Origin of the sequence: Streptomyces litmocidini (genome assembly GCF_014649755.1) — a bacterium.
Taxonomy (GTDB): domain Bacteria; phylum Actinomycetota; class Actinomycetes; order Streptomycetales; family Streptomycetaceae; genus Streptomyces; species Streptomyces litmocidini.
On record NZ_BMTQ01000002.1, the window covers coordinates 621,111 to 646,851 of the forward strand.

Genomic DNA, 25,741 nt, shown 5'->3' on the forward strand with positions numbered 1-25,741 from the left:
GCGGGGCGGTGACCCGGCTCCGACCCCGGTCACCGCCCCGTCGTCCCACCATGGCCGCTCAGCGGGTGAGGCGCCATGCGGGAAGCGCCGCCGAGACGACCGCGACCGTCGCGCAGGTGCCCGCCGCCGCGCCGATCACCGTCCACGGGAGGGCCAGGACCACGGGTGCCGAGAGGGCCGCGAGGCCCGCCCCCAGGGCACCCAGGACGACGCCCGTCACCGCCAGGCCGAGCCCCGTGCCGATGGCGACGGCGAGCGCCGCCTCGCCGGTCACGACCCGCAGGATCTGGCCACGGGTGGCTCCGGCGAGCCGCAGCGAGGCCAGTTCTCCGCCCCGTACGGAGGTCGCCATCAGCAGGGTGTTGGCGAGGCCGATCACCGTGTAGACGAGGGCGATGCCGAGGACCAGGATCATGCCGAGACGGTTCTGTGGGCTGCCCTTCGAAGGCCGGTGCGCGGAGGAGACGGTTCCGCCGCTCGCCTCCAGGGCCCGGACCGTCGCCGTCCCGCCCCCGCGCGCGTCGATCCGGTCCGGGGCGGAGCCCGGCGCGTTCGCCGGGGTGACGTACGGCCCGTTGTCGCCGGTCCCGAGCGCGAGGACGGCCGCGACCCGGAGCCGTACCGGACCGCTCCCGTCCGCCCGCCACACCTCCACCGCCTCGCCGACCCGGTGCCGCTCGAACTCCTCGTTGACGACGATCGACCGGTCGTCCAGGTCCCGCAGGTCCCCGGCGACCACCGGCAGCCGGGCGAGCTCCGCGAACGCGGCCGGGTCGGCGACCGTCCGCGCCCCGTACTTCACGACGGCCTCGGCCCCGTCCCGTACGAAGACGGAGGTCGCCCCGGTGGGGGACACCACGGCCCCGTGCGGCGCCGCCACCGGCTTCAGGTCCTCCCCGTGCGCCACGTACTGGGCGGCCGTCTGTTCCCGCGACTCCGCCTCCTTCGCGCGCGTGACGCTCGTCGCCGAGCCGAACAGCGTCCCGGCGAGCGCCACGGTCACGAGGACGGGCGCGGCGACGGCGGCGGTGCGGCGGACGGCGGCCGCGCTGTTCTCCCGCACGAGCGTCCCCACCGCGCCGCGCGACCGCAGCAGCCGGGCCACCGGCCGTACGAGGAGCGGGGAGAGCAGGGCGACGCCGGTGATCAGGAGCATGGGGAGGGTCGTGTACGTCTTCCGCTTGAGCAGTGCGGACGGCTCGGCGGCACAGGTCCAGACGAGGAGACCGAGCCCGGCCAGGAGCAGGCCGGTGCCGAGGACGGCCCGGCCGAGGGGCAGGACGTCGGCGTCGACGTCCGCCTCCCGCAGCGCGGCCGTCGGGCCGACCTTCCCGGCCCGCCGGGACGCGGCGACGGCACCGGCCAGGGCGACGGTCACGCCGGTCCAGAAGGCCGTGTGGAACGGCCAGGAGGCTTCGCCGATCGTGAACCACGCGGGCGCGAGGCCGCCGTCGACGAGGGCCCGGGCGAGGAGGGGCGCGCCGAGGGCGCCGAGTGCGCACCCGGTGGCGGAGGCGAGCACGCCGAGCACCGCCGCCTCGGCGAGGAGGAGCCGCCGGATCTGGCCGGGGGTGGCCCCGGCGGTCCGCAGGAGCCCGAACTCGCGTCGGCGCAGCGCGACGGCGAAGGCGAAGGTGGAGGCGACGACGAAGACGGAGACGAAGGCGGTGACGCCGCCGGAGGTGCCGAGGAGGGCGCCCAGGGTGACGAGTGCGCGGGCGTCCCGCTCGGGGTCGGGATCGGCCCGTGTGCGCTCGCTCCCGGTGAGGACCCGGGCGCGGTCGCCGACGAGCGCCCGGACCTCGGCGGCGGGGGCGTCGACGCCGACGGCGTCGGGGCCGCCGGAGGCGGTGACGGTCCAGCGGGCGCGGAGCTCGCGGACCACTCGGCCGTCCACAGGCTGTGGACGGTCGAGCCGCAGCTCCACGGGCACGGTGCGGGGCCCGCGCCGCACGTCCAGTGTCAGCCGGTCCTGGCCCTGGACGACGACGGGCGAGGAGGCGAACCGCCGGGGAGAGCGCTCGGGAGCGTGAGAGGTGGCGGAGAGGCCGAGCCCCATGGTGGCGAGCAGCCCGACGCCGAGCGCGAGCGCGACGAACCCGCCGAGGAAGGAGGCCCAGCGGTCCCGGAGGCCGGAGAGGACGACGGTCAGCACGCCGCACCCCCGAAGCCGGCCTCGACCGCGTCCGTCCCGCCGCTCGTCCGGCGCCCCGTGCCGCCGTCCGTCCCGCCGCTCGTCCGGCGGCCCGTGCCGCCACCCGTGCCGCCCTCCGTCCCGCCACTCGTCCGGCGGCCCGTCCGGCCGCCCGTGCCGCCCTCCGTCCCGCCACTCGTCCGGCGGCCCGTCCGGCCGCCCGTCTCCAAGGCCGTCATCCGTGCCGTGACCGACTCCACGGTCGGGGCCGTCAGTTCGCCCGCGAGGTGCCCGTCCACCAGGAAGACCACGCGGTCCGCGCGGGACGCCGCCACCGGGTCGTGGGTGACCATGACGATCGTCTGGCCGTCGTGGTCGACGAGGTCCCGCAGCATGTCGAGGACCTCGCGGCTCGTCGTCGAGTCGAGCGCGCCGGTCGGTTCGTCGCCGAAGAGGACGGCGGGCCGGGTGATCAGCGCGCGGGCGATCGCGACCCGCTGCTGCTGGCCGCCGGACAGTTCGCCGGGCCGGTGGCGTTCCCGGCCGGCGAGCCCTACGCGCGCGAGGGCCTCCCGTACCTCCCCGCGGGACGGGCGGCGGCCGGCGAGCCGGAGCGGGAGGGCCACGTTCTGCGCGGCGGTCAGGGAGGGCAGCAGGTTGAAGGACTGGAAGACGAAGCCGATCCGCTCCCGCCGCAGCAGCGTGAGGCGCCGTTCGCCCAGCCCGTCCAGGACGACGCCGCCGACCTCCACGGTCCCCGCGGTGGGCCGGTCGAGCCCGGCGGCGCACTGGAGGAGCGTGGACTTGCCGGAACCGGAGGGCCCCATGACGGCGGTGAAGGTCCCGGTACGGAAGTCGAGGTCGACGCCGTCGAGGGCACGGACGTCCCGGTGGTGCCGGGCGAGCCCCCGGAGCCGTACGGCAGGGGCGGCGGCAGCGGCGGGAGAAGCGGCGGCGGCGGTGGTCGTGGTCATGGCTCAAGCGAACCGTTCCGGCCCGTCCCGATCACGACCACCACCGGGCGTCCCGGAGGTGGGCCTGGCCCTACCCCTCCCGTACCGCCTCCACGAACACCTCCGGCGCGTCGAGGGGTTCGCGCCCGCCGAGCAGCGCGCGCAGGTCGCTCCGCTCCGCACCCGTGCCGTCCATGAAGCCGTGGGCGATCGCCGCGTACGTGCTCGCCGGCATCGGCACCCGGAAGGGGGCGGCCCCGGCGGCGGAGATCGCGGCCTCGTGGCGGGCGATCGCGACGTCGTCCTCCCCGTACCCGGCGGATATGGGGAGGAGGGTCTCCACGCCGGCGAAGGCCTCCGGGAGGGTCTCCGGGGCGTCGAAGTCGAGCGGGCGGGTGCCGGGAAGCCCGGCACGGGTGCCGAGGACGACGTCGTCGCGGCCGGCGAGCCGCTCGGCGACGAGAGAGCCGAGGGCGCCGGAGACGCCGGTGACGAGCAGCGTGGATTCCCCGGGGGCCGTGATGGCTGAGACCATCGTGATCGGACGGACAGGAGTGCGGAAGGAGGCACATTGATGTCGGAGGGGCACACGGAGGTGACCACCGAGCCCTTGGTCAGCTGTGCCGAGGACTGCGGGGTGCGGGACGTCCGGGACCGGCTCGGCGACAAGCGGACGGTCCACGTCGTCGTCGAACCGGCCGCCGGACCGCGGCGGTTCAAGGGGCTCCAGCGGCTCGTCACCGGCGTCTCGCAGCGGATGCCGACGCTCACGCTGCGCCGCCTCGAACGGGACGGGCTCGTCTCGCGGACGGTGTGCCCGACGACCCCGCCGCAGGTGGAGTACGCGCTGACCGGGACCGGGCACAGCATGACCCACCTCATCAAGCAGCTGATCGACTGGTCGCTCGACCACCGCGCGGTGATCGCCCGGCCGCGCGGGGAATGGGACGCGAGGGGCACGGCGTGAGTGGCGGCACCACCATCGACAGGGCCTTCGAGGCGCTGTACGCGAGCGACGACGGCTCCCTCGACACGGCGGCCTCCCTGCTCGCCGCCGACCCGGGCGCGGACGCGGAACGGGCCCGGCGGGGCGAGGAGTTCGTACGGACGCTGTGGGGACGGGGCTGGCAGCCGGCCGACCTGGTCCGCGTGGCGCGCCGCGAACTCGCCGACGAGCACGTACGGCTGCTCACCGGGCTGATCAGGACGGAGACGGCCCGGTACGAGCGGCTGCCGCACCGCTGGCAGGCGCAGATCGACGCACTGGACGCGGCGGAGGGCGGGCGTCCCGCGGACCGCTTCTCGCAGGCGACGACCGTCCTGGAGCTGTACCGGCTGCTCGTCCGGCTGCCGCGCCTGGACGCGGTGGGCCCCGTCCCCGGGGAGGCACTGCCGCCCGCGGCGGCGGGCGAGCCCCGGATGCTCACCCGGATCAGGGCGCTGCTCGCGAAGGCGGAGGCGACGGGCTACCCGGACGAGGCGGAGGCGCTGACGGCCAAGGCCCAGGAACTCATGGCCCGGCACAGCCTGGACGAGGCCACGCTCGCGGCGGGGGCGCCGTCCCCGGAGACGCCGGGCGCGATCCGGATCGGGGTGGAGCCGCCCTACGAACAGGCGAAGGCGATCCTGCTCGACGCGGTGGCGACGGCGAACCACTGCCGGGCCGTGTGGAACGAGGCGTACGGCTTCTCGACGGTCGTCGGCTTCGAGGCGGACCTCGACCCGGTCGAGCTGCTCTACACCTCGCTCCTCGTCCAGGGCACGGCGGCGATGACGCGGGCGGAGGCGGAGCAGCGGGCGGGCGGCCGCAGGCGCACGAAGTCGTTCCGCCAGTCCTTCCTCCTCGCGTACGCGAACCGGCTCGGCGCCCGGCTCTCGGCGACGTCCCGGCGGGTGGCGGCGGAAGCCCCGACGCTCCTCCCGGCCCTCGCGTCGCGCGAGGTCGCGGTGTCGGCCCGCACGGACGAACTCTTCCCGGAGACGAGGGCGACGCGGGTGCGGGCGGCGTGGGACGAGGCGGGCTGGAACCACGGCGCGACGGCCGCCGACGCCGCCGGTCTCCACCCGAACCGTCCCCGCTTGCCGTAGCGCCCCCGGCCGGGCGCGGGCCGCACCCACCGGCCCGACGCCAACGCCGCGGGGGAGGGAGACCCCGGCGGCGGCCCGGATCGTGTGGTTACCGACCGTTTGGGGTGGTTTCGCGGATACGCTCTGGAGCATGAGCTGGCTCCGGGCGCTGAAGGAGACCGCCCGCTCCGGGCTCACCGTCGAGCGGCGGCGGCTCGAACCCGTCGTCGCGGCCCGCGGCGCCCTCGGCCTCGCCCTGGTCGTCGGCCTCTCCCTCGCCCTCTTCGGCCCCGCCGTCGCCGTCTCCTCCGCCTTCGGCGCCTTCCAGGCGGCCATCGCCACCTTCCAGCGTTCCTGGCGCCCCCGCCCCACCCTCGCCCTGGCCTCCGGCGCCAGCCTCGCCGTCTCGACGTTCCTCGGCTACCTCACGGGCGCGCACGAGGCCCTCTTCCTCGCCCTGCTGCTCCTCTGGACCTTCCTGGCGGGTCTGGCCTGGGCCGCGGGCCCGACCGCCGGCATCATCGCCTCCTCCAACGTGGCGATCATGCTGGTGACGGTCACGCTCCCGACCTCCGTCGCCACCGCTGCGGGTCACGCCCTCGTGATCTTCGCGGGCGGAGCCGCCCAGGCCGCCCTCGTCGTCCTCCTTCCCGTCCGCCGCTGGGGCGCCCAGCGCGACGCCCTCGCGGACGCGCTCGCCGCGGAGGCGGACTACGCCCGCCGGCTGCGCCACGATCCGGTCGCCCCGTTCGATCCCGTACCGCTCATGACGGCGCGGAGCGCGGCCGCCGTGACGCCCCGCCAGGCCAGGACCCGCCCGGCGGAGCTGCACGGTGCGCGGGGGGTCGCGGAACGGATCCGCCCGGTGCTCGCCTCGCTCGCGGACCCCGCGGTCGGCGTGCCGGAGGAGGGGCCGGAACGGGCCCGGGTGCGGGAGCTGCTGGCCGCGGCGGCCGAGGTGCTGGACGCCGCGGCGCACGCGATCCGGCACGGCGAGCCGATGACGGCGCCGCCGCCCGCGCTCGCCGCGCTCCGCACCCCGGACACCGGCGCGGTCCTCAAGGGCCCGCCCCACCGGGCGGCCCTCCGCCTGACGGCCCTGCTCGGCGACGTCGTCGAGGCGGCGGACCCGGGCACGAGGACGCCGGAGGCCCCGGCCGGAGCGGACACCCGCACCCGCCCCACCCTCCTCCGCCTCGTGCCGGTCGTCGTGGCGGAGGTGCGTGCCGAGCTGCGCCCCGACTCCCCGGTGCTGCGGCACGCGGTCCGCGTCTCGGCGGTCACGGCCGTCGGCTACCTGCTGGGCACGTGGCTGCCCTTCGGCCACGGCTACTGGGCGCCGATGGCCTCGGTGATGGTGATGCGCCCGGACTTCTCGCAGACGTACGCGCGCTCGGTGGCGCGCTTCGGCGGCACCCTGGTCGGGGTGGCCCTGGCGACGGCGGTCGTCCGGTCGGCGCATCCGGGCACGTACCTGTCCGCCGCGCTCGCGGTGGCGTGCGCGTTCGGGATGTACCTGCTGATGCGGACGGGGTACGCGGCCGGGCAGACCTTCGTCTCCGCGTACGTCGTCTTCCTGCTCGGCATGGCCGGCGCGGGCCTGACCCAGACCGTGCGGGAGCGGGTCCTGCTGACCCTGCTGGGCGGAATCCTGGCGATGCTGTCGTACGCCGTCTACCCGGCCTGGGAGACGCCCCGGCTGCGCGGCCGGCTCGCGGACTGGCTGGCGTCGGTCGGCGCGTTCGCGGCCGTCGTCACCGCGCGGTACGCCGATCCTGCCGGTCCGGCCGGCCCCGACGTGCGGGAGGCGCTCCTGAGGACCCGCGCGGCCCGGGTCGCCTGGCAGGAGGCGGTGGCCCGGGCGACCCACGAACCGGTGCGGCACCGGGGGCTCTCGCACGCGGCGGTGGAGCAGGCCGAGCACGCGCTCGCGGAGTTCGGCCGGGTGGCGATGCTCCTGGAGGCGCACCTGCCGGAGCGCGGCACCCCGCCCGTGCCCGCGGCGGCGGCCCTCGCCGAGTCCCTGCGCCGGTCGACGGAGCGGGGCGCGAAGGAGGTGAGGGAGCGGAGGGAGCCGCACTGGGACGATCTGCGCGGGACCGTCACGGCCTGGTCGGCGCGGCCGCCGGACCACTTCCTCCTCGACAAGGGCGCCGCCCTGCTCCTGGAGTGCCTGGACGAGCTCACGACGGCCCTCATGGAGCCGAAGCGGTCCGCGTAGCTCCACCGGCAGCTATTGACAATGGGATTCGTTTTCATTTACGCTGCACGGCATGGCACGCAATGAACTCCGTCCCGTCGTCAAGCTCCGGTCCACCGCCGGAACCGGATTCACCTACGTCACCCGCAAGAACCGCCGCAACGACCCCGACCGGCTCGCCCTGCGCAAGTTCGACCCGGTCGCCGGCCGGCACGTCGACTTCCGAGAGGAGCGCTGACGCCCCCCGGCCCGTGGTCCGGCGGGGGATACCCGCCGGTAGAACTCTCCGTCGCGTAGCCGCTACACCACCCCCTGTGCACGTGCATCTGCTCATGCAGCGGCAAATGAACACAGCTATGATCCGAGGAAGTTGACACCTGCACCAAGCAACTCGGGGAGCTACCAGTGCACCATGCGCCTCACGCGTACAACGGCATGGCGGCCACGGAGCTGCGAGGAGTCGTGTGGCAGAAGAGCCGGCACAGCAACTCCCAGGGATCCTGCGTGGAGTTCGCCAAGCTGCCGGGGGGCGACGTCGCCGTGCGCAACTCGCGCCACCCCGACGGGCCCGCCCTCGTCTACACCCCGGCGGAGATAGAGGCGCTCCTGCTGGGCGTCAAGGACGGGGAGTTCGACCACCTGGTGTGAGCCGCGGACGGCATGCGGAAGGGCCCCGGCGCACCGTGCGCCGGGGCCCTTCCGCATGCCGTCCGCGGGGGCTACTGGTCCGGCCCGATCCGGAACAGTGCCCACACCACCTTGCCCTGGAGCGTCCCGGCGAGCGGGTGCCAGCCCCAGCTGTCGCTGAACGAGTCCACCAGGAACAGGCCGCGCCCCGACTCGGCGGAGAAGTCCTCCTCGCCGCCGCGCGCCTCCGGGCTCTCCCGGCTGGGGTCGCGCACGGCGCACACCAGGCGCGAGGTCCAGCGCATCAGGTGCAGCCGGACCGGCGGGTTCTGGCTCTCCTCCTGCGGCGCGTCGGCGGGCACGGCGTGCCGCAGCGCGTTGGTGACGAGTTCGGAGACGACCAGGGCCACGTCGTCGAAACGCTCCGACAGTTCCCAGCGGTCGAGCGTGGCGCTGGTGAACTTGCGGGCCCCGCGCACGGCTTCGTACCGGGCGGGCAGGGCGCAGGAGGCGGAGGTGGAGACGGCGCCGGGATCGATCGGCGGAAGGCCCTGCCGTAACGGCTCGAGCACGGTCGATCCATTCGTCCCCATGCGAGGCACTCCCGGGAATCGCGACTGTGGTGCGACAACACGACAACACGAACGAGTACGCGGCTGCGCGGGCTCCATGGTTCCCAATGCGCCCACTGGATGCAAGGGCAGATGCACGTGCACGCGCCGGACCTGTCCGTCCGCGTGCCGAATCTGTGCATAAGTCGTCCGCACGATGAGGGGAACTTTCCGCGTTCCGCACCCACTGTGCCCGCACTGTGCGCGTCGACGCCCGGAAGTAGCCGCCTTTCCGTAATCGAATGTGTACGCGCTGAAGCGTTTGATGGCAGAATCCGGGGCTCGACGGGGGCTCGACACCGTGAAGGGGAGGCGAAGAGCCGTGACCGCAGGCGAATCGAGCGGAGCGAGCGGGAGCGTGGTGCGGCGCATCCTGCTGGGCTCCCAGCTGAGGCGGCTGCGCGAGTCGCGCGGGATCACCCGCGAGGCGGCCGGCTATTCGATCCGTGCGTCCGAATCCAAGATCAGCCGTATGGAGTTGGGCAGGGTGAGCTTCAAGGCCAGGGACGTCGAGGATCTGCTCACCCTCTACGGAGTCGGGGACGAGGCCGAGCGCGGCGCGCTCCTCGGGCTCGCCCGCGAGGCCAACGTGGCCGGCTGGTGGCACAGCTTCGGCGACGTCCTGCCCGGCTGGTTCCAGACCTACATCGGTCTGGAGGGCGCCGCCTCCCTCATCCGCGTCTACGAAGTGCAGTTCGTCCACGGCCTGTTGCAGACCGAGGACTACGCCCAGGCCGTCGTCACCCGGGGCATGCCCGACGCCCCGCGCGCCGAGATCGACCGCCGGGTCGCCCTCCGCCTGGAGCGGCAGAAGGTCCTGGTCTCCGAGCGCGCCCCGCAGTTCCACGCCGTCCTCGACGAAGCCGCGCTGCGCCGCCCCTACGGCGACCGGTCGGTCATGCGGGGGCAGTTGAGGCACCTCATCGAGATCTCCGAGCACCCGGGCGTCACGCTCCAGGTCATGCCCTTCAGCTACGGCGGTCATGCCGGCGAGAGCGGCGCCTTCACGATGCTGAGCTTCCCCGAGTCCGACCTCTCCGACGTCGTCTACCTCGAACAGCTCACCAGCGCCCTCTACCTCGACAAGCGCGAGGAGGTCGCCCAGTACCAGCGGGTGATGGAGAAGCTCCAGGAGGAAGGTCCGGATCCGGCCGAAAGCAGGGACCTTCTCCGGGGGCTCCTCCAACTCTCCTGACACGTCAGTACGATGACGCCACATCAGTCGCACTGCAGGTAGCGGGTAGAGGGGTCTTCAACCATGTCGCACTTCACCGACCTGGCCCACCAGTACATCGACGGCGAGTGGAAGCCCGGCAGCGGTTCGTGGGACATCATCGACTTCAACCCGTACACCGGGGAGAAGCTCGCGTCGATCACCGTCGCGACCGCCGCCGAGGTCGACCGCGCCTACCGCGCCGCCGAGCGCGCCCAGGCCGCGTGGGCCGAGACCAACCCGTACACCCGCCGGCTCGTCTTCGAGCGGGCGCTGCGGATCGTCGAGGACCGCGAGGAGGAGATAGCCGGGACGATCGTCGCCGAGCTCGGCGGCACCCGGCTCAAGGCGGCCTTCGAGCTGCACCTCGCCAAGGAGTTCCTGCGCGAGGCGATCCAGCTGGCGCTGCGCCCCGAGGGCCGCATCCTGCCGTCCCCGGTCGACGGCAAGGAGAACCGGGTCTACCGCGTCCCGGTCGGCGTCGTCGGCGTCATCTCCCCCTTCAACTTCCCCTTCCTCCTCTCCATCAAGTCGGTCGCGCCCGCGCTCGCCCTGGGCAACGCCGTCGTCCTCAAGCCGCACCAGAACACCCCGATCTGCGGCGGCACGCTGGTCGCGAAGGTCCTGGAGGAAGCCGGTCTGCCGGCCGGCCTGCTGAACGTCGTGGTCACCGACATCGCCGAGATCGGCGACGCGCTCCTGACCCACCCGGTCCCGAAGGTCATCTCCTTCACCGGCTCCGACAAGGTCGGCCGCCACGTCGCCACGGTCTGCGCCCAGAACTTCAAGCACGCCGTCCTCGAACTCGGCGGCAACAGCGCCCTGATCGTCCTCGACGACGCCGACGTCGACTACGCGGTGGACGCGGCCGTCTTCAGCCGCTTCGTGCACCAGGGCCAGGTCTGCATGGCCGCCAACCGCATCCTGGTGGACCGCACCCTGGAGGAGGAGTTCACCGAGAAGTTCGTGGCGAAGGTGAAGACCCTCCGCGTCGGCGACCCGGCCGACCCCGCCACCCACATCGGACCCCTCATCAACTCCCAGCAGGCGGAGGCCGTCTCCTCGGTCGTCGACCAGACGGTCGCGGCCGGCGCGACGGCCCTGCTGCACGGCACGGTCGACGGCAACCTCGTCTCCCCGTCCGTCCTCACCGGCCTCGCCGCCGACGCCCCGGTCCTGAGCCAGGAGATCTTCGGCCCGGTCGCGCTGATCGTCCCCTTCGACGGCGAGGAGGAGGCCGTGCGGATCGCCAACGACACGCCGTACGGGCTCAGCGGCGCCGTCCACACCGGGGACGTCGAGCGGGGCGTACGGATCGCCAGGCGCATCCACACCGGCATGATCCACATCAACGACGGCACCGTGCACGACGAGCCGATCGTGCCCTTCGGCGGCGAGAAGCACTCGGGCGTGGGACGGCTCAACGGCGAGGCGATGGTGGAGTCCTTCACCACCCAGAAGTGGATCTCGATCCAGCACGGCCGCAGCCGGTTCCCCTTCTAGGACAGCAGTTGTCCGCAAGGGTCCGTAGCGTGGTCGGTGTCGAAAAGCCACAGCAACGGAAGGCGGACCCATCATGGTGGCCCTTGTTCCCGCGGAGCAGCCCGGCGACGAGCGCGGCGCGTTCCTCAACTTCGTCGAGGCCCAGCGCGCGGCGCTCCGCCGCTCGCTCCTCGGACTCACCGAGGAGCAGGCGGCGAGCCGCCCCAGCGCCAGCGAACTCAGCCTCTCCGGCCTGCTCAAGCACGTCGCCGAGGTGGAGCTGAACTGGCTGCGCCTGGCCCAGCAGCGGCCGAACGAGCGGCAGCGCACCGAGGAGACCTGGGGCGAGGCCTTCCGGCTCGTGGACGGCGAGACGGTCCCGGAGGTCGTGGCGTTCTGGGAGGGCGTGGCGAAGCAGACGGAGGAGTTCGTCCGCTCCGTGCCGAGCCTGGACGACACCTTCCCGCTGCCGCCCGCGCCCTGGTTCCCGAAGGACGGGCGGGTGTCGGTGCGCTGGATGCTGCTGCACCTGGTCCAGGAGATGGGCCGGCACGCCGGCCACGCGGACATCGTCCGCGAGTCCCTGGACGGCAAGGGTTCCTTCGATCTGATCGCGGAGGAGAACGGCACCGCTTAGTCAAGATTGACTAACATGGGTGCATGTCGGCGATCCGTCTTCTCGTCCTGGGCGCGGTCAAGCAACACGGCCGCGCCCACGGCTACCAGGTCCGCAACGACCTGGAGTACTGGGGCGCGCACGAGTGGTCCCACGCCAAGCCGGGCTCGATCTACCACGCGCTGAAGCAGATGGCGAAGCAGGGACTGCTGCACGCGCACGAGGTCGCGCCGAGCACGGCGGGCGGTCCGCCGCGCGTCGAGTACGAGCTGACGGAGGCCGGTGCGGAGGAGTACTTCGCGCTGCTGCGCGAGGCGCTGACCACGTACGACCAGAAGACCGACGTCCTGTCGGCCGCCATCGGCTTCATGGTGGACCTGCCCCGCGCGGAGGCCGTGGAGCTGCTGCGCCGGCGGGTGCGGGCGCTCGACGCGTGGCGGGCGGAGGTCACCGGGTACTACACGCCGGAGGGCGGCCCGGACCAGCTCGGGCACATCGGCGAGATCATGCACTTCTGGGTCCACTCGGCGGACGCGGGCAAGGAGTGGACGCTCGGCCTGATCGAGCGGATCGAGGGCGGGGCGTACGTGTTCGCGGGCGAGGGCGAGGCCTTCGTGGGGGTGCTCGGGGAGGGCGAGGAGAACCCGTACGCGAAGCCGTAGGGGGCCTGACGCCGTGGCGGCCCCGGCCGGCCGGTCAGCGCAGGGCGTTGCCCTGGTGGTCGAGTTCGAGCTGCGGGCGCCCGGTGACGATCAGCCAGGCGGGCAGCGAGGCCAGGCAGAGCAGGGCGAGCATCGCGGGGGACGAGGCGAGGACGGCGCCCGTGAAGAGGCTGATCCAGCCCTGCCGGGTGGTGGCGAGCAGGACGCCGAGGACGGCGGAGGAGACGGCGACGGCCGGATGGACCTCGGGGACGAGGGCCTGGGCGAGCAGCCCGAAGGCGGCGCCGACGAAGACGGCGGGGAAGATCCGGCCGCCCCGGAAGCCGCAGGAGGCGGCGACGAGCAGGGCGAGGAGTTTGACGGCGGCGAACTTGGCGAGTTCCCCGGAGGACCAGCTGCCGACCGCGGCGGTGAGCTCCTTGGTCTCCGCCAGGCCCTTGAAGAGTGTCTCCTGACCTCCGAGGGCGCCCAGGAGGCCGAGGACGAGGCCGCCGAGGGGCAGCATCAGCATGGGGTGCCGCAGGCGCCGGAAGGCGGCGTGGACGTGCGGGAAGAGGAAGCAGGAGGCCAGGCCGAAGACGGCCGCGGCGGAGGCGATGACCAGGGCCGCGAGGAGGTCGCCGAAGCCGGGGTCGGTCAGCGGCGGGAGCCCCACGTCGAAACTGGGCTCGGCGAGCAGCTGGGTCGTCATCGCGCCGGTGCCGGCGGCGACGAGCGGGGCGAAGAGCCGGTCCCAGAGGGAGCCGCGGCCCGGCTGTCCCACCAGCGCCTCGGAGATGAGGAGGGCGGCCGCCACGGGGGTGCCGAAGAGGGCGCCGATGGTGGCGGCCGAGGCGAGCGCGACCCAGGCCGCGCCCGGCACGGCGGGGGCCGCCTTGCGGCCGAGCCAGTGGGTGAGGGCGGTGTTGGCGGCGATGATCGGGTTCTCGGGGCCGAGGCTGACGCCGCCGGCCAGCGTGAGGGTGCTCGCCAGGAGCAGTCCCGGCACCACCCCGGGGGCGAGCGGTGCCCCGCCGATCCCTTCGGAGGCCGGGTCGGGCCCGGCGTGGCCGGGCACCTTCCACACGACGAGGCCCACGGCGATGCCCGTCGCCGTGAGCGTGACGATCGTCCAGAGGGCGGAGTGGTCGCCGATGCCGAGCGCGTCCGGCAGGTCGTTCCAGAGGACGTGCTGGAACTCCTCGGCGAGGGCGCTGATCCCGAGGAACAGCAGGCCCGCCCCCGCCCCGACGAGCAGGGCGGGCAGGATCTGGGGGAGCAGGAGCCGGACGGGCGCCTCCACGGGAGGCGGAGCATGATCGATGGCCACCGCCCCACCATAAGTGCGCAAATGCCGCACAACATGCCGAACATCGCCCGAACAACACCCCGGACGGCACTTGCACCTCACGTCGCGTCAGGACCCAGGCTGAACGGCGTACCGAACGAGAAAGGGCGGACGGCCGATGGGCTACTCCGTGGGACAGGTGGCCGGCTTCGCCGGGGTCACGGTGCGCACCCTGCACCACTACGACGCGATCGGGCTGCTCTCGCCGGGCGGCCGCAGCACGGCGGGCCACCGCCGTTACGACGACGCGGACCTCGACCGGCTCCAGCAGATCCTGTTCTACCGGGAGCTCGGCTTCCCCCTCGAAGAGGTCGCCGTCCTCCTCGACGACCCGCACGCCGACCCGCGGGAGCACCTGCGGCGGCAGCACACGCTGCTGACCGCGCGGATCGGCGAGCTCCAGAGGATGGCGGCGGCCGTCGAGCACGCCATGGAGGCGAAGAAGATGGGCATCAACCTCACCCCCGAGGAGAAGTTCGAGGTCTTCGGGGACAAGGACCCCGAACGGTTCGCGGAGGAGTCCGCCCGCCGCTGGGGCGGCACGCACTCCCACGCGCAGGCCCAGGCCCGCGCCGCCGAGTACACCAAGGAGGACTGGCAGCGCATGAAGGACGAGGTGGACGCCTGGGGCGCCGCCTACGCCGCCCTGATGAGCGAGGGCCGGAGCCCGAGGTCCGAGGAGGCGATGGACCTCGCCGAGGCCCACCGCCGCCACCTCACCGCCTGGTTCTTCGAGTGCCACCCCAGGACCCACGTGGAACTCGCCGAGATGTACGTCGCCGACGAGAACTTCCACGCGTTCTACGAGGCGATCCACCCCGGCCTCCCCGAGCACCTGCGGGAGGCCGTCCGGGCGAACGCCGAACGCCGGGCGGCCTGACGGACCGCGCCCCCACGGCGCCCCGGGCGCGCGGCGCGACCACCACCGATCGGGCGCGGCGCGACCACCACCGCTCAGGCGCGCGGCGCGATCACCGCCGCCGTGCCGTACGCGCACACCTCCGTGCCCACGTCCGCCGCTTCCGTCACGTCGAAGCGGAACATGAGCACGGCGTTCGCGCCGCGCGCCTTCGCCTGCTCCACCAGGCGCTCCATCGCCTGGTTGCGGGTCTCCACCAGGGTCTTCGTCAGACCCTTCAGCTCACCGCCGATCATCGACTTCAGCCCCGCCCCGATCTGGCTGCCCAGATGGCGGGACCGGACGGTGAGCCCGAAGACCTCGCCGATCACCTGCCGGACCTCGAAACCCGGCACGTCGTTCGTCGTCACGACCAGCACTTCGGGGTGCGGCCCCTGACCGCCCCCGTACTCCTCGATGCCCATCGGCATGCACCTCCTGCCCCCCAGCCTCGGGCCGGCGCGGCGGGTCCGCATCCCGTGGGGCCGGGTGGAACCGGGCGCCCTCGAACCGCGTTGATAGCTTGGGGCCAGCCGTCCCCACGCCCCCACCGACCGCAGGAGCCCGGAACCCGTGAACACGCTTGCCCTCGGACCGAGCTGGCTGGACCCGGACTATCTGATCCAGACCTTTGGTCTGATCGGTGTCCTGGTCATCGTCTTCGCCGAGTCCGGCCTCCTCATCGGGTTCTTCCTGCCCGGCGACTCGCTGCTCTTCACCACCGGCCTGCTCGTCACCACGGGCAAGCTCGACACGCCGCTGTGGCTGGTGTGCACCCTGGTGGTGGCCGCAGCCGTCCTCGGCGACCAGGTCGGCTACCTCTTCGGCCGCAAGGTCGGCCCGTCCCTCTTCAAGCGCCCCGACTCCAAGCTCTTCAAGCAGGAGAACGTCGAGAAGGCGCACGAGTTCTTCGAGAAGCACGGCCCGAAGTCGCTGATCCTGGCCCGCTTCGTCCCCATCGTCCGGACGTTCACGCCGATCATCGCCGGCGTGAGCAGGATGAACTACCGCTCGTTCATCGTCTTCAACCTCATCGGCGGCCTGCTGTGGGGCGCCGGCGTGACCCTGCTCGGCTCCGCCCTCGGCAAGGTCGAGTTCGTCCACAAGCACATCGAGCTGATCCTCGTCGGGATCGTCCTGATCTCCGTGGTCCCCGTCGTGATCGAGATCCTCCGGGCCCGCTCCCAGTCGAAGAAGAACCCGCCCCGCAGCGACCACGACGCCCCCGGCACCCCGAACCCCCGGGGCCGCCACGCCAAGCGGTAGCGGCCGCCGGGGTCCGACCCGGAGGAGCAGGTCCTAGAAGCCCCGGGTGCGCTTCGCCGCGCGCCGCGCCGCCGCCGCGCCCGGGGCCCGCATGAACAGGCGGGCCAGCTCGCTCCCCAGGTTCACGCCGATCGCGATCGCCAGGGCGAGCGCCGCCGCCTTCGCGAGCGAGGTGAAACCCTGGTCCAGATTGTGCTGGGCGATCGCCAGCACCCCGAAGTACGTCGCCGAACCGGGCAGCAGCGGCCCGATCGCCGCCGTCACGTACGGCAGCGACGACGTGTGGTGATAGCGGGCGATCAACTGCCCGAAAAGCCCCACCAGACCGGCCGCCACCGCCGTCGCCATCACCGCCGAGGCCTCGGCGGTCACCGCGATCGACGCGTACACCACCCACGCCACCCCGCCGTTCAGCGTCGCGAACAGCACCGTCGCCCGCGACTGCTGCAACAGGATCGCGAAGGTCGCGCACAGCACCATCGACGCCAGGATCTGCGCCACCGGCCGCTCCACCGGCCGCAGCGCCCCCTCCGGGTTCAGCTCCGCGCCGAACTGCACCGCAAGGTACAGCACCGACAGCACGCCCACCACGATCGCGACGAAGAAGTACGCCACCTCGAGCAGCCGGGCCGAGGCCGTGATGTAGAAACCGGTCAGCCCGTCCTGCACGGCCGCCACCAGCGCCCGCCCCGGGATCAGCGCGAACAGGCCACCGGTGATCACCGCCGAGGGCCGCAGATCCGCGTGCAGCAGAGTCAGCAGCACCCCCATCGCCGCCGGCGGCATCGCCGCCACCAGGAACTGGTAGAACTCCGGCATCCCGCGCCCCGCGAACAGCCACGCCAGCCGGTCGCCGAGGACCGCGCCGAGCGCCGCCACGAGGAACACCGTCAGACCGCCGCCGAGCAGCACCGAGGCCGCACCGGCCAGGACCCCGGCCGCCGCCGTCAGGACCCAGCCGGGGTACGGATGCCGGTTCCGCCGGATCTCCGCGAGCCGCCGGTACGCCTCCTCCGGCGTCACCTCGTGCGCCTGCGCGTTGATGTCCGCCAGCAGCTGGTAGACGGCCGCGAGCCGCGTGTAGTCCGTCCCCCGGCGGCGCACCGTCCGGTTCGCCGTCACCGGATCGTCCACCAGCGAGGGCTGATAGGTGACGGACAGCAGCGTGAAGGTGACCGTCGGCTCCACCCGGTCCAGACCGTACGAGCGGCAGATCGCGAACATCGACGCCTCGACGTCCTCCGCGCCCTCCCCGCCCGCGAGCAACAGCTCGCCGATGCGCAGCGCCAGGTCGAGCACGCGCGGCACCGAAGGCCCGGACTCGTCCTCCTTGCGCGGCGCCTCCGGCACCGGCCGCTCACCCACCGGCAGCCGCAGCATCGTCCGCATCCGGTCCTGCCACGGCGCGTCCTGCGAGAGCCGCACCAGCGGCACCCCGTACGCCGGGGTGAAGGCGGACGGCGAGTTCTTCGCCGAGTACGTGGCCGGAGGGGCGAACGCCGAACCCTCCGGCTCCTGCGGCGGCTCCGGCACCAGACCGGGCGGAAGGGCGAACTCCGAGGTCGGATGCTCCTCCTCGGCCGGCACGGGCTGCTCCACCCCCGCCGGCGGCACGAACGCGCTCCGCGCCTCGTCCGACTGCGGCTTCCGGTCCTCAGGAGCACCGTCCTCCGGCTCCGCCACCACTCTCTCCGCCCTCATCCCCGGGGAATCCTGGATTCCAGTATGAAGGTGCGACAGGCACGAGAAAGGCGGCGCACCCCCAGAGGTGCACCGCCTTCCCCTCGGCCCGGCCCCAGGGGCTCAGTGGCCGCCCTGCTCCTTGGCACGCGCGAACGACTTCTCGATCTCGGCCTCGGCCTCGGCGCGACCGACCCAGTCGGCGCCCTCGACCGACTTGCCCGGCTCCAGGTCCTTGTAGACCTCGAAGAAGTGCTGGATCTCCAGGCGGTCGAACTCCGCCACGTGGTGGATGTCCCGCAGGTGCTCCATGCGCGGGTCCGTCGCCGGGACGCACAGCAGCTTGTCGTCGCCGCCGGCCTCGTCCGTCATGCGGAACATGCCGATGGCGCGGCACTTGATCAGGCAGCCCGGGAAGGTGGGCTCGTCGAGGATCACCAGCGCGTCCAGCGGATCGCCGTCCTCGCCGAGGGTGTTCTCCACGTAACCGTAGTCGGTCGGGTAGGCCGTCGACGTGAAGAGACGACGGTCCAGGCGGATGCGACCGGTCTCGTGGTCGACCTCGTACTTGTTCCGCGATCCCTTCGGGATCTCGATGAGAACGTCGAACTCCACGGGTGGCTCCTCCTGAATCAACACAAGTGAATGCTCGCGACGACGCGCGGTGATTAAGTGTCCCTCACGCACGTGGGTGATCGCGAAAGGGGCTGGTCAGCAATGCCGGAGCCGAGGACGTGGCAGCTCACCGCGGGCTCCGCCGCCCTCGGTCTCGCCCTGGCCGCCGTCGCGGTGACCGCGGCCGGACCGTGGGACGGAGGCCAGCGTACGGCCGAGCGGACCCGCGCCGCCGCCCCCACGGCGGGTGGCGCGCATCACGCCCCGCTCCCCGCCCCCGCCGCTCCCCGCCGTCCCGCGCCCGCCCCCAGCGCCCCCGGCGTCCTCACCGCCCTGCACGCCCCCGCCCCCGCCGGGCACCCCACCGACCTCGCCGCCGTCCTCGTCCCCCTCCTCGCCGACCCCGGCCTCGGCACCCTCCGCACCGCCTCCGTCGTCGACACCGCCACCGGAAAGCAGCTCTACGGCGAGGGCGCCGGCACCCCCATGACCCCCGCCTCCACCGTCAAGATCGCCACCGCCGCCGCCGCGCTCTCCGCCCTCGGCCCCGACCACCGCATCCCCACCACCGTCACCGCCGCCCCCGACGGCAGGAGCATCACCCTCACCGGCGGCGGCGACCCCACCCTCGACCCCGCCCGCCTCAAGTCCCTCGCCGAGGACACCGCCCGCGCCCTCAAGGCCCGCGGCCGCACCTCCGTACGCCTCGCCTACGACACGAGCCTCTACCGCGGCCCCTCCCTCCACCCCATCGGCCCCAACGAGAACCTGGCCCCCGTCGTCGCCCTCATGACCCGCGAAGGACGCCTCGACGACAGCACCAGCGGCCCCGCCCCCCGCGCCGCCGACCCGGCCCGCGACACCGCCACCGCCTTCGCCGGGTTCCTCGCCGGGGCCGGCGTCACGATCACCGGCGACCCCGCCCCCGGACCCACCCCCCGGGCCGCCCCCCTCGCCCGCACGGAATCCGCCCCCCTCGCCGACCTCGTCGAACGCACCCTCACCCACAGCGACAACGACCTCGCCGAAGCCCTCGCCCGCCAGACCGCCCTCGCCCGCAGGCAGCCCGCCGGCTTCCAGGACGCCGAGAAGGCCGTCCACGACGAGCTCGCCCGCCTCCGCCTCCCCCTCGCCGGCGCCCGCTTCGCCGACGGCAGCGGACTCGACCGCCGCGACCGCGTCTCCGCCGCCCTCCTCACCGGCCTCCTCACCCGAGCGGCCGACCCCACCCGCCCCGCCCTGCGCCCCCTCCTCACCGGACTGCCCGTCGGCGGCTTCACCGGCACCCTCGCCACCCGGTTCGCCACCGCCCCCGCGGGCGCCGGACTCGTCCGCGCCAAGACCGGCACCCTCACCGGCGTCAACACGCTCGCCGGAACCGTCGTCACCCCCGACGGACGCCTCCTCGCCTTCGCGTTCCTCGCCGGGCGCACCGCCTCCCCCTTCGAGGCACAGTCCGCCCTGGACCGCCTCTCCGCCGCCCTCGCCGACCGGAAACGACCACACGCGCCCCCCTTCGAACCCTGACCGAACAGGCGCCGAACCCGTACGGTTGACGCATGACGAGCATCGGTGGCGCAGGCACATCCGGGATGGTCGACTGGAACCTCGCGGTCGCGACCGCGACCCGCCTCGTGCGGCCCGGACCCGAAGTCAGCCGCGACGAGGCCCGCGAGGTCGTCGCCGAACTCCGCAGGCACGCCAAGGCCTCCGAGGAGCACGTCCGCGCCTACACCCGGATGATCCCCGAGGGCACGGACCCCGCCGCCGACACCCCCGTCCTCGTCGTCGACCGCGCCGGCTGGATCAAAGCCAACGTCGCCGGCTTCCGCGAACTCCTCACCCCCCTCCTCGGCAAGATGCAGGAACGCCGCTCCGGCACCCCCGGCAGCGCCGTCCTCGGCGCCGTCGGCGGCAAGGTCACCGGCGTCGAACTCGGCGTGCTGCTGTCCTTCCTCGCCTCCCGCATCCTCGGCCAGTACGAGACCTTCGCCCCCGCCACCCGCGACCTCCCCGCCGGCGCCGGCGGCGGCGGACGCCTCCTCCTCGTCGCCCCCAACGTCGTCCACGTCGAACGCGAACTCGACGTCTCCCCCCACGACTTCCGGCTCTGGGTCTGCCTCCACGAAGAGACCCACCGCACCCAGTTCACCGGCGTCCCCTGGCTCCGCGACCACCTCCAGGGCGAGATCCAGTCGTTCCTCGCCGCCACCGACGTCGACCCCGGCACCGTCGTCGAACGCCTCCGCGAAGCCGTCCAGACCCTCGCCGGCGGCCGCCCCGAAGGAGAAGAGGGCGAGCCCGCCCCCTCCCTCGTCGAACTCGTCCAGACCCCCGAACAACGAGAGATCCTCGGCCGCCTCACCGCCGTCATGTCCCTCCTCGAAGGCCATGCCGACTACGTCATGGACGGCGTCGGACCCCAGGTCGTCCCCTCCGTCGCCGAGATCCGCGAGAAGTTCCAGGCCCGTCGCGCCCGCGGCGCCTCCCGCCTCGACCTCGCCCTGCGCAGGCTCCTCGGCCTCGACGCCAAGCTCCGCCAGTACCGCGACGGCGAACGCTTCGTCCGCGCCGTCGTCGACCAGGTCGGCATGGACGGCTTCAACCGCGTCTGGACCTCGCCCAACACGCTCCCCACCAAGGCGGAGATCGCGGCACCCGCCGACTGGATCGCGAGGGTGCACCGTAAGGCAGACTCCTGAGGCGGATGCGGCACACGACACGGGACACGTCAGAACATCCCGCCAATCACCCATCCGAGGGACCCTGACCATGGGGTGAGGCGTGCAATGCTCGGGTAACGGCCGGGTTTCTGTCACCATCGACGCACTCTGAGTGACCGAACCCCCCTTTCCGACCGTTAAGACACCGACCGAGGCACCCCACCCCCATCACGAAGGGAACCGGACATGGGTCCCCATCCTGCGGTCGCGGCGATACGCCTGGCGGTCCGCCGCGTACTCCACGACGTCCTCACCGACCACACCACCGACGAGGAACCGCTCGTCCTCGTCGCCTGCTCCGGCGGCGCCGACTCCATGGCACTCGCCTCCGCCCTCGCCTTCGAGGCCCGCAAACTCCCCCTGCGCGCCGGCGGCATCACCGTCGACCACGGCCTCCAGGACGGCTCCGACACCCGAGCCACCGAGGTCGCCGCACGGATGACCGCCCTCGGCCTCACCCCCGCCGAAGCCGTCACCGTCACCGTCGGCCGCGAGGGAGGACCCGAAGCCGCCGCCCGCGACGCCCGGTACGCCGCCCTCGACGCCGCCGCCGAACGCCACGGCGCCACCGCGATCCTCCTCGGCCACACCCGGGACGACCAGGCCGAAACCGTCCTCCTCGGCCTCGCCCGCGGCTCCGGCATCCGCTCCCTCTCCGGCATGGCCGCCGTCTCCGGCACCTCCGGCCGCTACCGGCGCCCCTTCCTCCAGCTCGACCGCCAGACCGTCCGCAAGGCCTGCATCGCACAAGAACTCGCCGTATGGGACGACCCCCACAACAGCGACCCCGCCTACACCCGCTCCCGACTCCGCCACGAGGGCCTCCCCGCCCTCGAGAAGGCCCTCGGCAAAGGCGTCGTCGAAGCCCTCGCCCGAACGGCCCAGCTCTCCCGCGACGACGCCGACGCCCTCGACACCTGGGCCGCCGACGCCGAGACCGCCGTACGCGACGAGGCGGGCGCCCTCGAATGCGCCAAACTCCACGGACTGCCCCCCGCCGTACGCCGCCGGGTCCTGCGCCGCGCCGTCATCGCCGAAGGCGCACCCGCCGGCTCCCTCTTCGCCCGCCACATCGAAGAAGTCGACCGACTCGTCACCGGCTGGCGCGGCCAAGGGGCCATCAACCTGCCCGGCCGAGTCGAAGCCCGTCGCCAGGGTGGCAGACTGGTCATCCGGCAAGGCTGACGCACGCTGCAACGAAAGTGACCCGGGTGAACGAGAAGGACATGGGCACCGACCTCCAGTCGGTGCTCATCACCAAGGAAGAGATCGACGCCAAGCTGGCAGAGCTGGCCGCGAAGATCGACGCGGAATACGCGGGCAAGGACCTGCTCATCGTCGGCGTCCTCAAGGGCGCCGTGATGGTGATGGCGGATCTGGCACGCGCCCTTTCCACCCCCGTCACCATGGACTGGATGGCCGTCTCCTCCTACGGCGCCGGCACCCAGTCCTCGGGCGTCGTCCGGATCCTCAAGGACCTCGACACCGACATCAAGGGCAAGCACGTCCTGATCGTCGAGGACATCATCGACTCCGGCCTGACCCTGTCCTGGCTGCTGTCGAACCTCGGCTCCCGCGAGCCCGCCTCCCTCGAGGTGTGCACCCTCCTGCGCAAGCCGGAGGCCGCCAAGGTCGCCATCGACGTCAAGTGGATCGGCTTCGACATCCCCAACGAGTTCGTCGTCGGCTACGGCCTCGACTACGCCGAGAAGTACCGGAACCTCCCGTTCGTCGGCACGCTCGCCCCCCACGTCTACGGCGGCTGAGACTTCGCCCCCTCGGGGAACCCGCACCGCCTTCCCTCCGTTGAACCACGGGAAGGCGGTCGCGGGCGACGATGCTGAGGTACCGTCCGAAGAACAGCTTTTTCACACAGCAGCTCTCACAGCAGCATTTTCCTACGGGCAGGAGGGACGGAGCGACACCGCTCCGTATGGATGGACGTGAAGCGATACTTCCGTGGGCCGGTCATGTGGATCGTGCTGGCCGTCCTCGCCGTGGTCGTGCTGATGCAGGTCGTCGGCTCGTCCGAGGGCTACAAGACGGTGGACACCGGCCAGGTCGTCCAGGCGATCGACAAGAACCAGGTCAAGCAGGCAAAACTCACCACCGGTGATGAGCAGCTCATCAAGATCGACCTCATCGACGGTCAGAAGATCAACAAGGCCGACAAGCTCCAGGCCAGCTACATCGGCACCCAGGGCGCCGACCTCGCCGACAAGCTCCAGGAGAAGTTCGAGGCCGGACAGATCGAGAAGGGCTACACCGTCTCCCCGACGAAGCAGTCGCCCTTCGTCTCGATCCTGCTCTCGCTCCTCCCCTTCGTCCTCATCGTGGTCGTCTTCCTCTTCCTGATGAACCAGATGCAGGGCGGCGGCTCCCGCGTCATGCAGTTCGGCAAGTCCAAGGCGAAGCTCATCACCAAGGACACCCCCAAGACCACCTTCGCCGACGTCGCGGGCTCCGACGAAGCCGTCGAGGAACTCCACGAGATCAAGGAATTCCTCCAGGAACCCGCCAAGTTCCAGGCCGTCGGCGCCAAGATCCCCAAGGGCGTCCTCCTCTACGGCCCCCCCGGCACCGGCAAGACGCTCCTCGCGCGCGCCGTCGCCGGCGAAGCCGGAGTGCCCTTCTACTCGATCTCCGGCTCCGACTTCGTCGAGATGTTCGTCGGCGTCGGCGCCAGCCGCGTCCGCGACCTCTTCGAACAGGCCAAGGCCAACGCCCCGGCCATCGTCTTCGTCGACGAGATCGACGCCGTCGGACGCCACCGCGGCGCCGGCCTCGGCGGCGGCCACGACGAACGCGAGCAGACCCTCAACCAGCTCCTCGTCGAGATGGACGGCTTCGACGTCAAGGGCGGCGTCATCCTCATCGCGGCCACCAACCGCCCCGACATCCTCGACCCCGCCCTCCTGCGCCCCGGCCGCTTCGACCGGCAGATCGCCGTCGACCGTCCGGACATGCAGGGCCGCCTGGAGATCCTCAAGGTCCACCAGAAGGGCAAGCCGGTCGCCCCGGACGTCGACCTCAGTGCCGTCGCCCGACGCACCCCCGGCTTCACCGGCGCGGACCTCTCCAACGTCCTCAACGAGGCGGCGCTCCTCACCGCCCGCAGCGACCAGAAGCTGATCGACAACAAGGCCCTGGACGAGGCGATCGACCGCGTGGTCGCGGGCCCGCAGAAGCGGACCCGCATCATGTCGGACAAGGAGAAGAAGATCACCGCGTACCACGAGGGCGGCCACGCCCTCGTCGCGGCGGCCTCGCCGAACTCCGACCCGGTCCACAAGATCACCATCCTGTCCCGCGGCCGGGCCCTGGGCTACACCATGGTGCTCCCGGAGGAGGACAAGTACTCGACCACGCGCAACGAGATGCTCGACCAGCTGGCGTACATGCTGGGCGGCCGCGCGGCCGAGGAGCTCGTCTTCCACGACCCGACCACGGGCGCCGCGAACGACATCGAGAAGGCCACCGCCACGGCCCGCGCGATGGTCACGCAGTACGGCATGACGGAGCGGCTCGGCGCCATCAAGTTCGGCGGCGACAACACCGAGCCCTTCCTCGGCCGTGAGATGGCGCACCAGCGCGACTACTCGGAAGAGGTCGCCGCGCTGGTCGACGAAGAGGTCAAGAAGCTCATCGAGACCGCGCACAACGAGGCGTGGGAGATCCTCGTCGAGAACCGTGACGTCCTCGACAACCTCGTCCTGCAGCTCCTGGAGAAGGAGACGCTGGGCAAGGAGGAGATCGCCGAGATCTTCGCCCCCATCGTCAAGCGCCCGGCCCGCCCGGCCTGGACCGGCTCCAGCCGCCGCACCCCGTCCACGCGTCCGCCGGTGCTCTCCCCCAAGGAGCTCGCCCTGACGAACAGCGCGAACGGCTCGGCGACCCCGGCGGTCGACACCACCAAGGGCATCGACATCGCCCCGGTCGACACCCCCGAGGACTGACGCCCGGCACCCCGGAATGGAAGCCGCGCCCCCACAGGTTCTAGCCTGTGGGGGCGCGGCTCTTTCGCGCGCACACAGTCAGACGGAACGAGGCACAGGATGACCGACCCGGTGACGCTGAACGGCGGGGGCACGATCGGCGAGTTCGACGAGAAGCGCGCCGAGAACGCCGTACGGGAGCTCCTCATCGCGGTCGGCGAGGACCCGGACCGCGAGGGGCTGCGCGATACGCCCGGCAGGGTGGCGCGGGCGTACAAGGAGATATTCGCGGGCCTGTGGCAGGAGCCCGAGGACGTCCTGACGACCACGTTCGACCTGGGCCACGACGAGATGGTGCTGGTCAAGGACATCGAGGTGTACTCGACCTGTGAGCACCACCTCGTGCCCTTCCGCGGGGTCGCCCACGTGGGCTACATCCCGTCCACGTCGGGCAAGATAACCGGCCTGTCGAAGCTGGCGCGCCTCGTGGACGTCTACGCCCGTCGTCCCCAGGTGCAGGAGCGGCTCACCACGCAGGTGGCGGACTCGCTGATGGAGATACTGGAGCCGCGCGGCGTGATCGTGGTCTTCGAGTGCGAGCACATGTGCATGTCGATGCGGGGCATCCGCAAGCCGGGCGCGAAGACCATCACCTCGGCCGTCCGGGGCCAGCTGCGCGACCCCGCGACCCGTGCCGAGGCGATGAGCCTCATCATGGCGCGCTGAGCGCCC

The 25,741-nt window shown here is 72.6% G+C and carries 24 protein-coding genes and 1 pseudogene; 17 read left to right on the forward strand and 8 right to left on the reverse strand.

Features of this window, described 5'->3' with window-relative positions:
• Positions 1–58: 58 nt before the first annotated feature.
• The 3 genes and pseudogenes from IE180_RS06200 to IE180_RS06210 form a co-directional block, all read right to left on the reverse strand.
• Positions 59–2,155 carry an ABC transporter permease gene (locus tag IE180_RS06200; RefSeq protein ID WP_190155706.1) on the reverse strand — a complete coding sequence of 699 codons (2,097 nt, stop codon included), beginning with the start codon at positions 2,153–2,155 and terminating at the stop codon, positions 59–61.
• A gap of 194 nt (positions 2,156–2,349) precedes the next feature.
• A pseudogene (locus tag IE180_RS06205) lies at positions 2,350–3,108 on the reverse strand (ABC transporter ATP-binding protein); the annotation flags it as partial.
• A gap of 70 nt (positions 3,109–3,178) precedes the next feature.
• Complete coding sequence (locus tag IE180_RS06210) at positions 3,179–3,622, reverse strand: Rossmann-fold NAD(P)-binding domain-containing protein (RefSeq protein ID WP_190155708.1); 444 nt, start codon at positions 3,620–3,622, stop codon at positions 3,179–3,181.
• Between the two features lie 39 nt (positions 3,623–3,661).
• Here IE180_RS06210 and IE180_RS06215 point away from each other — a divergent pair, with 39 nt between their 5' ends.
• From IE180_RS06215 to IE180_RS06235, 5 genes are all read left to right on the forward strand, one after another.
• Positions 3,662–4,054 (forward strand): winged helix-turn-helix transcriptional regulator, encoded by a 393-nt coding sequence (locus tag IE180_RS06215; protein ID WP_190155709.1) that lies wholly within the window; start codon positions 3,662–3,664, stop codon positions 4,052–4,054.
• A complete protein-coding gene (locus IE180_RS06220) occupies positions 4,030–5,175 on the forward strand; it encodes a DUF2786 domain-containing protein (protein WP_190155710.1) in 1,146 nt (381 codons plus the stop codon). The genes IE180_RS06215 and IE180_RS06220 overlap by 25 nt, the downstream gene beginning before the upstream one ends.
• A gap of 130 nt (positions 5,176–5,305) precedes the next feature.
• Positions 5,306–7,375, forward strand: a complete 2,070-nt coding sequence (locus IE180_RS06225) for an FUSC family protein (protein WP_190155711.1) — start codon at positions 5,306–5,308, stop codon at positions 7,373–7,375.
• Between the two features lie 52 nt (positions 7,376–7,427).
• Positions 7,428–7,592, forward strand: coding sequence for a 50S ribosomal protein L33 (gene rpmG / locus IE180_RS06230; RefSeq protein WP_030694602.1), 165 nt, complete (start codon positions 7,428–7,430; stop codon positions 7,590–7,592).
• A gap of 197 nt (positions 7,593–7,789) precedes the next feature.
• Positions 7,790–8,002: a DUF397 domain-containing protein gene (locus tag IE180_RS06235; protein WP_063992029.1), complete on the forward strand. Its 213-nt coding sequence runs from the start codon at positions 7,790–7,792 to the stop codon at positions 8,000–8,002.
• A gap of 71 nt (positions 8,003–8,073) precedes the next feature.
• On the opposite strand, the gene IE180_RS06240 is transcribed toward IE180_RS06235, so the two are convergent.
• Positions 8,074–8,574, reverse strand: coding sequence for an ATP-binding protein (locus tag IE180_RS06240; RefSeq protein WP_190155712.1), 501 nt, complete (start codon positions 8,572–8,574; stop codon positions 8,074–8,076).
• Between the two features lie 340 nt (positions 8,575–8,914).
• On the opposite strand from IE180_RS06240, the gene IE180_RS06245 reads away from it, so the two are divergent.
• The 4 genes from IE180_RS06245 (at position 8,915) to IE180_RS06260 (ending at position 12,565) form a co-directional block, all read left to right on the forward strand.
• Complete coding sequence (locus IE180_RS06245; RefSeq protein WP_190155713.1) at positions 8,915–9,787, forward strand: Sco1979 family transcriptional regulator; 873 nt, start codon at positions 8,915–8,917, stop codon at positions 9,785–9,787.
• A gap of 63 nt (positions 9,788–9,850) precedes the next feature.
• The gene (locus IE180_RS06250) at positions 9,851–11,308 is read left to right on the forward strand and encodes an aldehyde dehydrogenase family protein (protein WP_190155714.1); all 1,458 of its coding nucleotides are present in this window, start codon (positions 9,851–9,853) and stop codon (positions 11,306–11,308) included.
• A gap of 73 nt (positions 11,309–11,381) precedes the next feature.
• Positions 11,382–11,924 (forward strand): DinB family protein, encoded by a 543-nt coding sequence (locus IE180_RS06255; RefSeq protein ID WP_190155715.1) that lies wholly within the window; start codon positions 11,382–11,384, stop codon positions 11,922–11,924.
• Between the two features lie 23 nt (positions 11,925–11,947).
• Entirely contained in the window at positions 11,948–12,565 is a 618-nt protein-coding gene (locus IE180_RS06260; RefSeq protein ID WP_190155716.1) for a PadR family transcriptional regulator, read from the forward strand.
• 34 nt (positions 12,566–12,599) lie between these two features.
• On the opposite strand, the gene IE180_RS06265 is transcribed toward IE180_RS06260, so the two are convergent.
• Positions 12,600–13,874, reverse strand: a complete 1,275-nt coding sequence (locus IE180_RS06265) for an ion channel protein (protein WP_190155717.1) — start codon at positions 13,872–13,874, stop codon at positions 12,600–12,602.
• Between the two features lie 136 nt (positions 13,875–14,010).
• Between IE180_RS06265 and IE180_RS06270 the strand changes: the two genes are divergently transcribed.
• On the forward strand, positions 14,011–14,772 hold the full coding sequence (locus IE180_RS06270) for a MerR family transcriptional regulator (protein ID WP_190155718.1): 762 nt from the start codon (positions 14,011–14,013) through the stop codon (positions 14,770–14,772).
• A gap of 74 nt (positions 14,773–14,846) precedes the next feature.
• Here IE180_RS06270 and IE180_RS06275 read toward each other — a convergent pair whose 3' ends face one another.
• Entirely contained in the window at positions 14,847–15,215 is a 369-nt protein-coding gene (locus tag IE180_RS06275; protein WP_123453020.1) for a YbjQ family protein, read from the reverse strand.
• 148 nt (positions 15,216–15,363) lie between these two features.
• Between IE180_RS06275 and IE180_RS06280 the strand changes: the two genes are divergently transcribed.
• On the forward strand, positions 15,364–16,056 hold the full coding sequence (locus IE180_RS06280; RefSeq protein ID WP_190155719.1) for a DedA family protein: 693 nt from the start codon (positions 15,364–15,366) through the stop codon (positions 16,054–16,056).
• Positions 16,057–16,089: 33 nt separating this feature from the next.
• Here IE180_RS06280 and IE180_RS06285 read toward each other — a convergent pair whose 3' ends face one another.
• On the reverse strand, positions 16,090–17,742 hold the full coding sequence (locus tag IE180_RS06285) for a threonine/serine exporter family protein (protein ID WP_190155825.1): 1,653 nt from the start codon (positions 17,740–17,742) through the stop codon (positions 16,090–16,092).
• A gap of 117 nt (positions 17,743–17,859) precedes the next feature.
• The gene (locus IE180_RS06290; protein ID WP_123453014.1) at positions 17,860–18,351 is read right to left on the reverse strand and encodes an inorganic diphosphatase; all 492 of its coding nucleotides are present in this window, start codon (positions 18,349–18,351) and stop codon (positions 17,860–17,862) included.
• A 102-nt stretch (positions 18,352–18,453) separates the two neighbouring features.
• Here IE180_RS06290 and dacB point away from each other — a divergent pair, with 102 nt between their 5' ends.
• From dacB to folE, 6 genes are all read left to right on the forward strand, one after another.
• Entirely contained in the window at positions 18,454–19,878 is a 1,425-nt protein-coding gene (dacB, locus tag IE180_RS06295) for a D-alanyl-D-alanine carboxypeptidase/D-alanyl-D-alanine endopeptidase (RefSeq protein WP_190155720.1), read from the forward strand.
• 32 nt (positions 19,879–19,910) lie between these two features.
• Positions 19,911–21,053: an Rv3626c family coenzyme F420 biosynthesis-associated protein gene (locus IE180_RS06300; RefSeq protein ID WP_190155721.1), complete on the forward strand. Its 1,143-nt coding sequence runs from the start codon at positions 19,911–19,913 to the stop codon at positions 21,051–21,053.
• A gap of 207 nt (positions 21,054–21,260) precedes the next feature.
• A complete protein-coding gene (tilS, locus tag IE180_RS06305) occupies positions 21,261–22,259 on the forward strand; it encodes a tRNA lysidine(34) synthetase TilS (protein ID WP_190155722.1) in 999 nt (332 codons plus the stop codon).
• Between the two features lie 41 nt (positions 22,260–22,300).
• Positions 22,301–22,840, forward strand: a complete 540-nt coding sequence (gene hpt, locus IE180_RS06310) for a hypoxanthine phosphoribosyltransferase (RefSeq protein ID WP_030219931.1) — start codon at positions 22,301–22,303, stop codon at positions 22,838–22,840.
• Positions 22,841–23,011: 171 nt separating this feature from the next.
• On the forward strand, positions 23,012–25,030 hold the full coding sequence (gene ftsH, locus IE180_RS06315; protein ID WP_190155723.1) for an ATP-dependent zinc metalloprotease FtsH: 2,019 nt from the start codon (positions 23,012–23,014) through the stop codon (positions 25,028–25,030).
• Positions 25,031–25,129: 99 nt separating this feature from the next.
• A complete protein-coding gene (folE, locus tag IE180_RS06320; protein ID WP_190155724.1) occupies positions 25,130–25,735 on the forward strand; it encodes a GTP cyclohydrolase I FolE in 606 nt (201 codons plus the stop codon).
• The last annotated feature ends 6 nt before the right edge of the window (positions 25,736–25,741 follow it).

Excerpts from the sequence above, each read along its gene's own strand:
- IE180_RS06210 (WP_190155708.1), bottom strand. The coding sequence starts at position 3,622 with ATGGTCTCAGCCATCACGGCCCCCGGGGAATCCACGCTGCTCGTCACC.
- IE180_RS06215 (WP_190155709.1), top strand. The coding sequence starts at position 3,662 with ATGTCGGAGGGGCACACGGAGGTGACCACCGAGCCCTTGGTCAGCTGT.
- IE180_RS06220 (WP_190155710.1), top strand. The coding sequence starts at position 4,030 with ATGGGACGCGAGGGGCACGGCGTGAGTGGCGGCACCACCATCGACAGG.
- IE180_RS06225 (WP_190155711.1), top strand. The coding sequence starts at position 5,306 with ATGAGCTGGCTCCGGGCGCTGAAGGAGACCGCCCGCTCCGGGCTCACC.
- rpmG (WP_030694602.1), top strand. The coding sequence starts at position 7,428 with ATGGCACGCAATGAACTCCGTCCCGTCGTCAAGCTCCGGTCCACCGCC.
- IE180_RS06235 (WP_063992029.1), top strand. The coding sequence starts at position 7,790 with ATGGCGGCCACGGAGCTGCGAGGAGTCGTGTGGCAGAAGAGCCGGCAC.
- IE180_RS06240 (WP_190155712.1), bottom strand. The coding sequence starts at position 8,574 with ATGGGGACGAATGGATCGACCGTGCTCGAGCCGTTACGGCAGGGCCTT.
- IE180_RS06250 (WP_190155714.1), top strand. The coding sequence starts at position 9,851 with ATGTCGCACTTCACCGACCTGGCCCACCAGTACATCGACGGCGAGTGG.
- IE180_RS06255 (WP_190155715.1), top strand. The coding sequence starts at position 11,382 with ATGGTGGCCCTTGTTCCCGCGGAGCAGCCCGGCGACGAGCGCGGCGCG.
- IE180_RS06260 (WP_190155716.1), top strand. The coding sequence starts at position 11,948 with ATGTCGGCGATCCGTCTTCTCGTCCTGGGCGCGGTCAAGCAACACGGC.
- IE180_RS06270 (WP_190155718.1), top strand. The coding sequence starts at position 14,011 with ATGGGCTACTCCGTGGGACAGGTGGCCGGCTTCGCCGGGGTCACGGTG.
- IE180_RS06275 (WP_123453020.1), bottom strand. The coding sequence starts at position 15,215 with ATGGGCATCGAGGAGTACGGGGGCGGTCAGGGGCCGCACCCCGAAGTG.
- dacB (WP_190155720.1), top strand. The coding sequence starts at position 18,454 with ATGCCGGAGCCGAGGACGTGGCAGCTCACCGCGGGCTCCGCCGCCCTC.
- IE180_RS06300 (WP_190155721.1), top strand. The coding sequence starts at position 19,911 with ATGACGAGCATCGGTGGCGCAGGCACATCCGGGATGGTCGACTGGAAC.
- tilS (WP_190155722.1), top strand. The coding sequence starts at position 21,261 with ATGGGTCCCCATCCTGCGGTCGCGGCGATACGCCTGGCGGTCCGCCGC.
- hpt (WP_030219931.1), top strand. The coding sequence starts at position 22,301 with ATGGGCACCGACCTCCAGTCGGTGCTCATCACCAAGGAAGAGATCGAC.
- ftsH (WP_190155723.1), top strand. The coding sequence starts at position 23,012 with ATGGACGTGAAGCGATACTTCCGTGGGCCGGTCATGTGGATCGTGCTG.
- folE (WP_190155724.1), top strand. The coding sequence starts at position 25,130 with ATGACCGACCCGGTGACGCTGAACGGCGGGGGCACGATCGGCGAGTTC.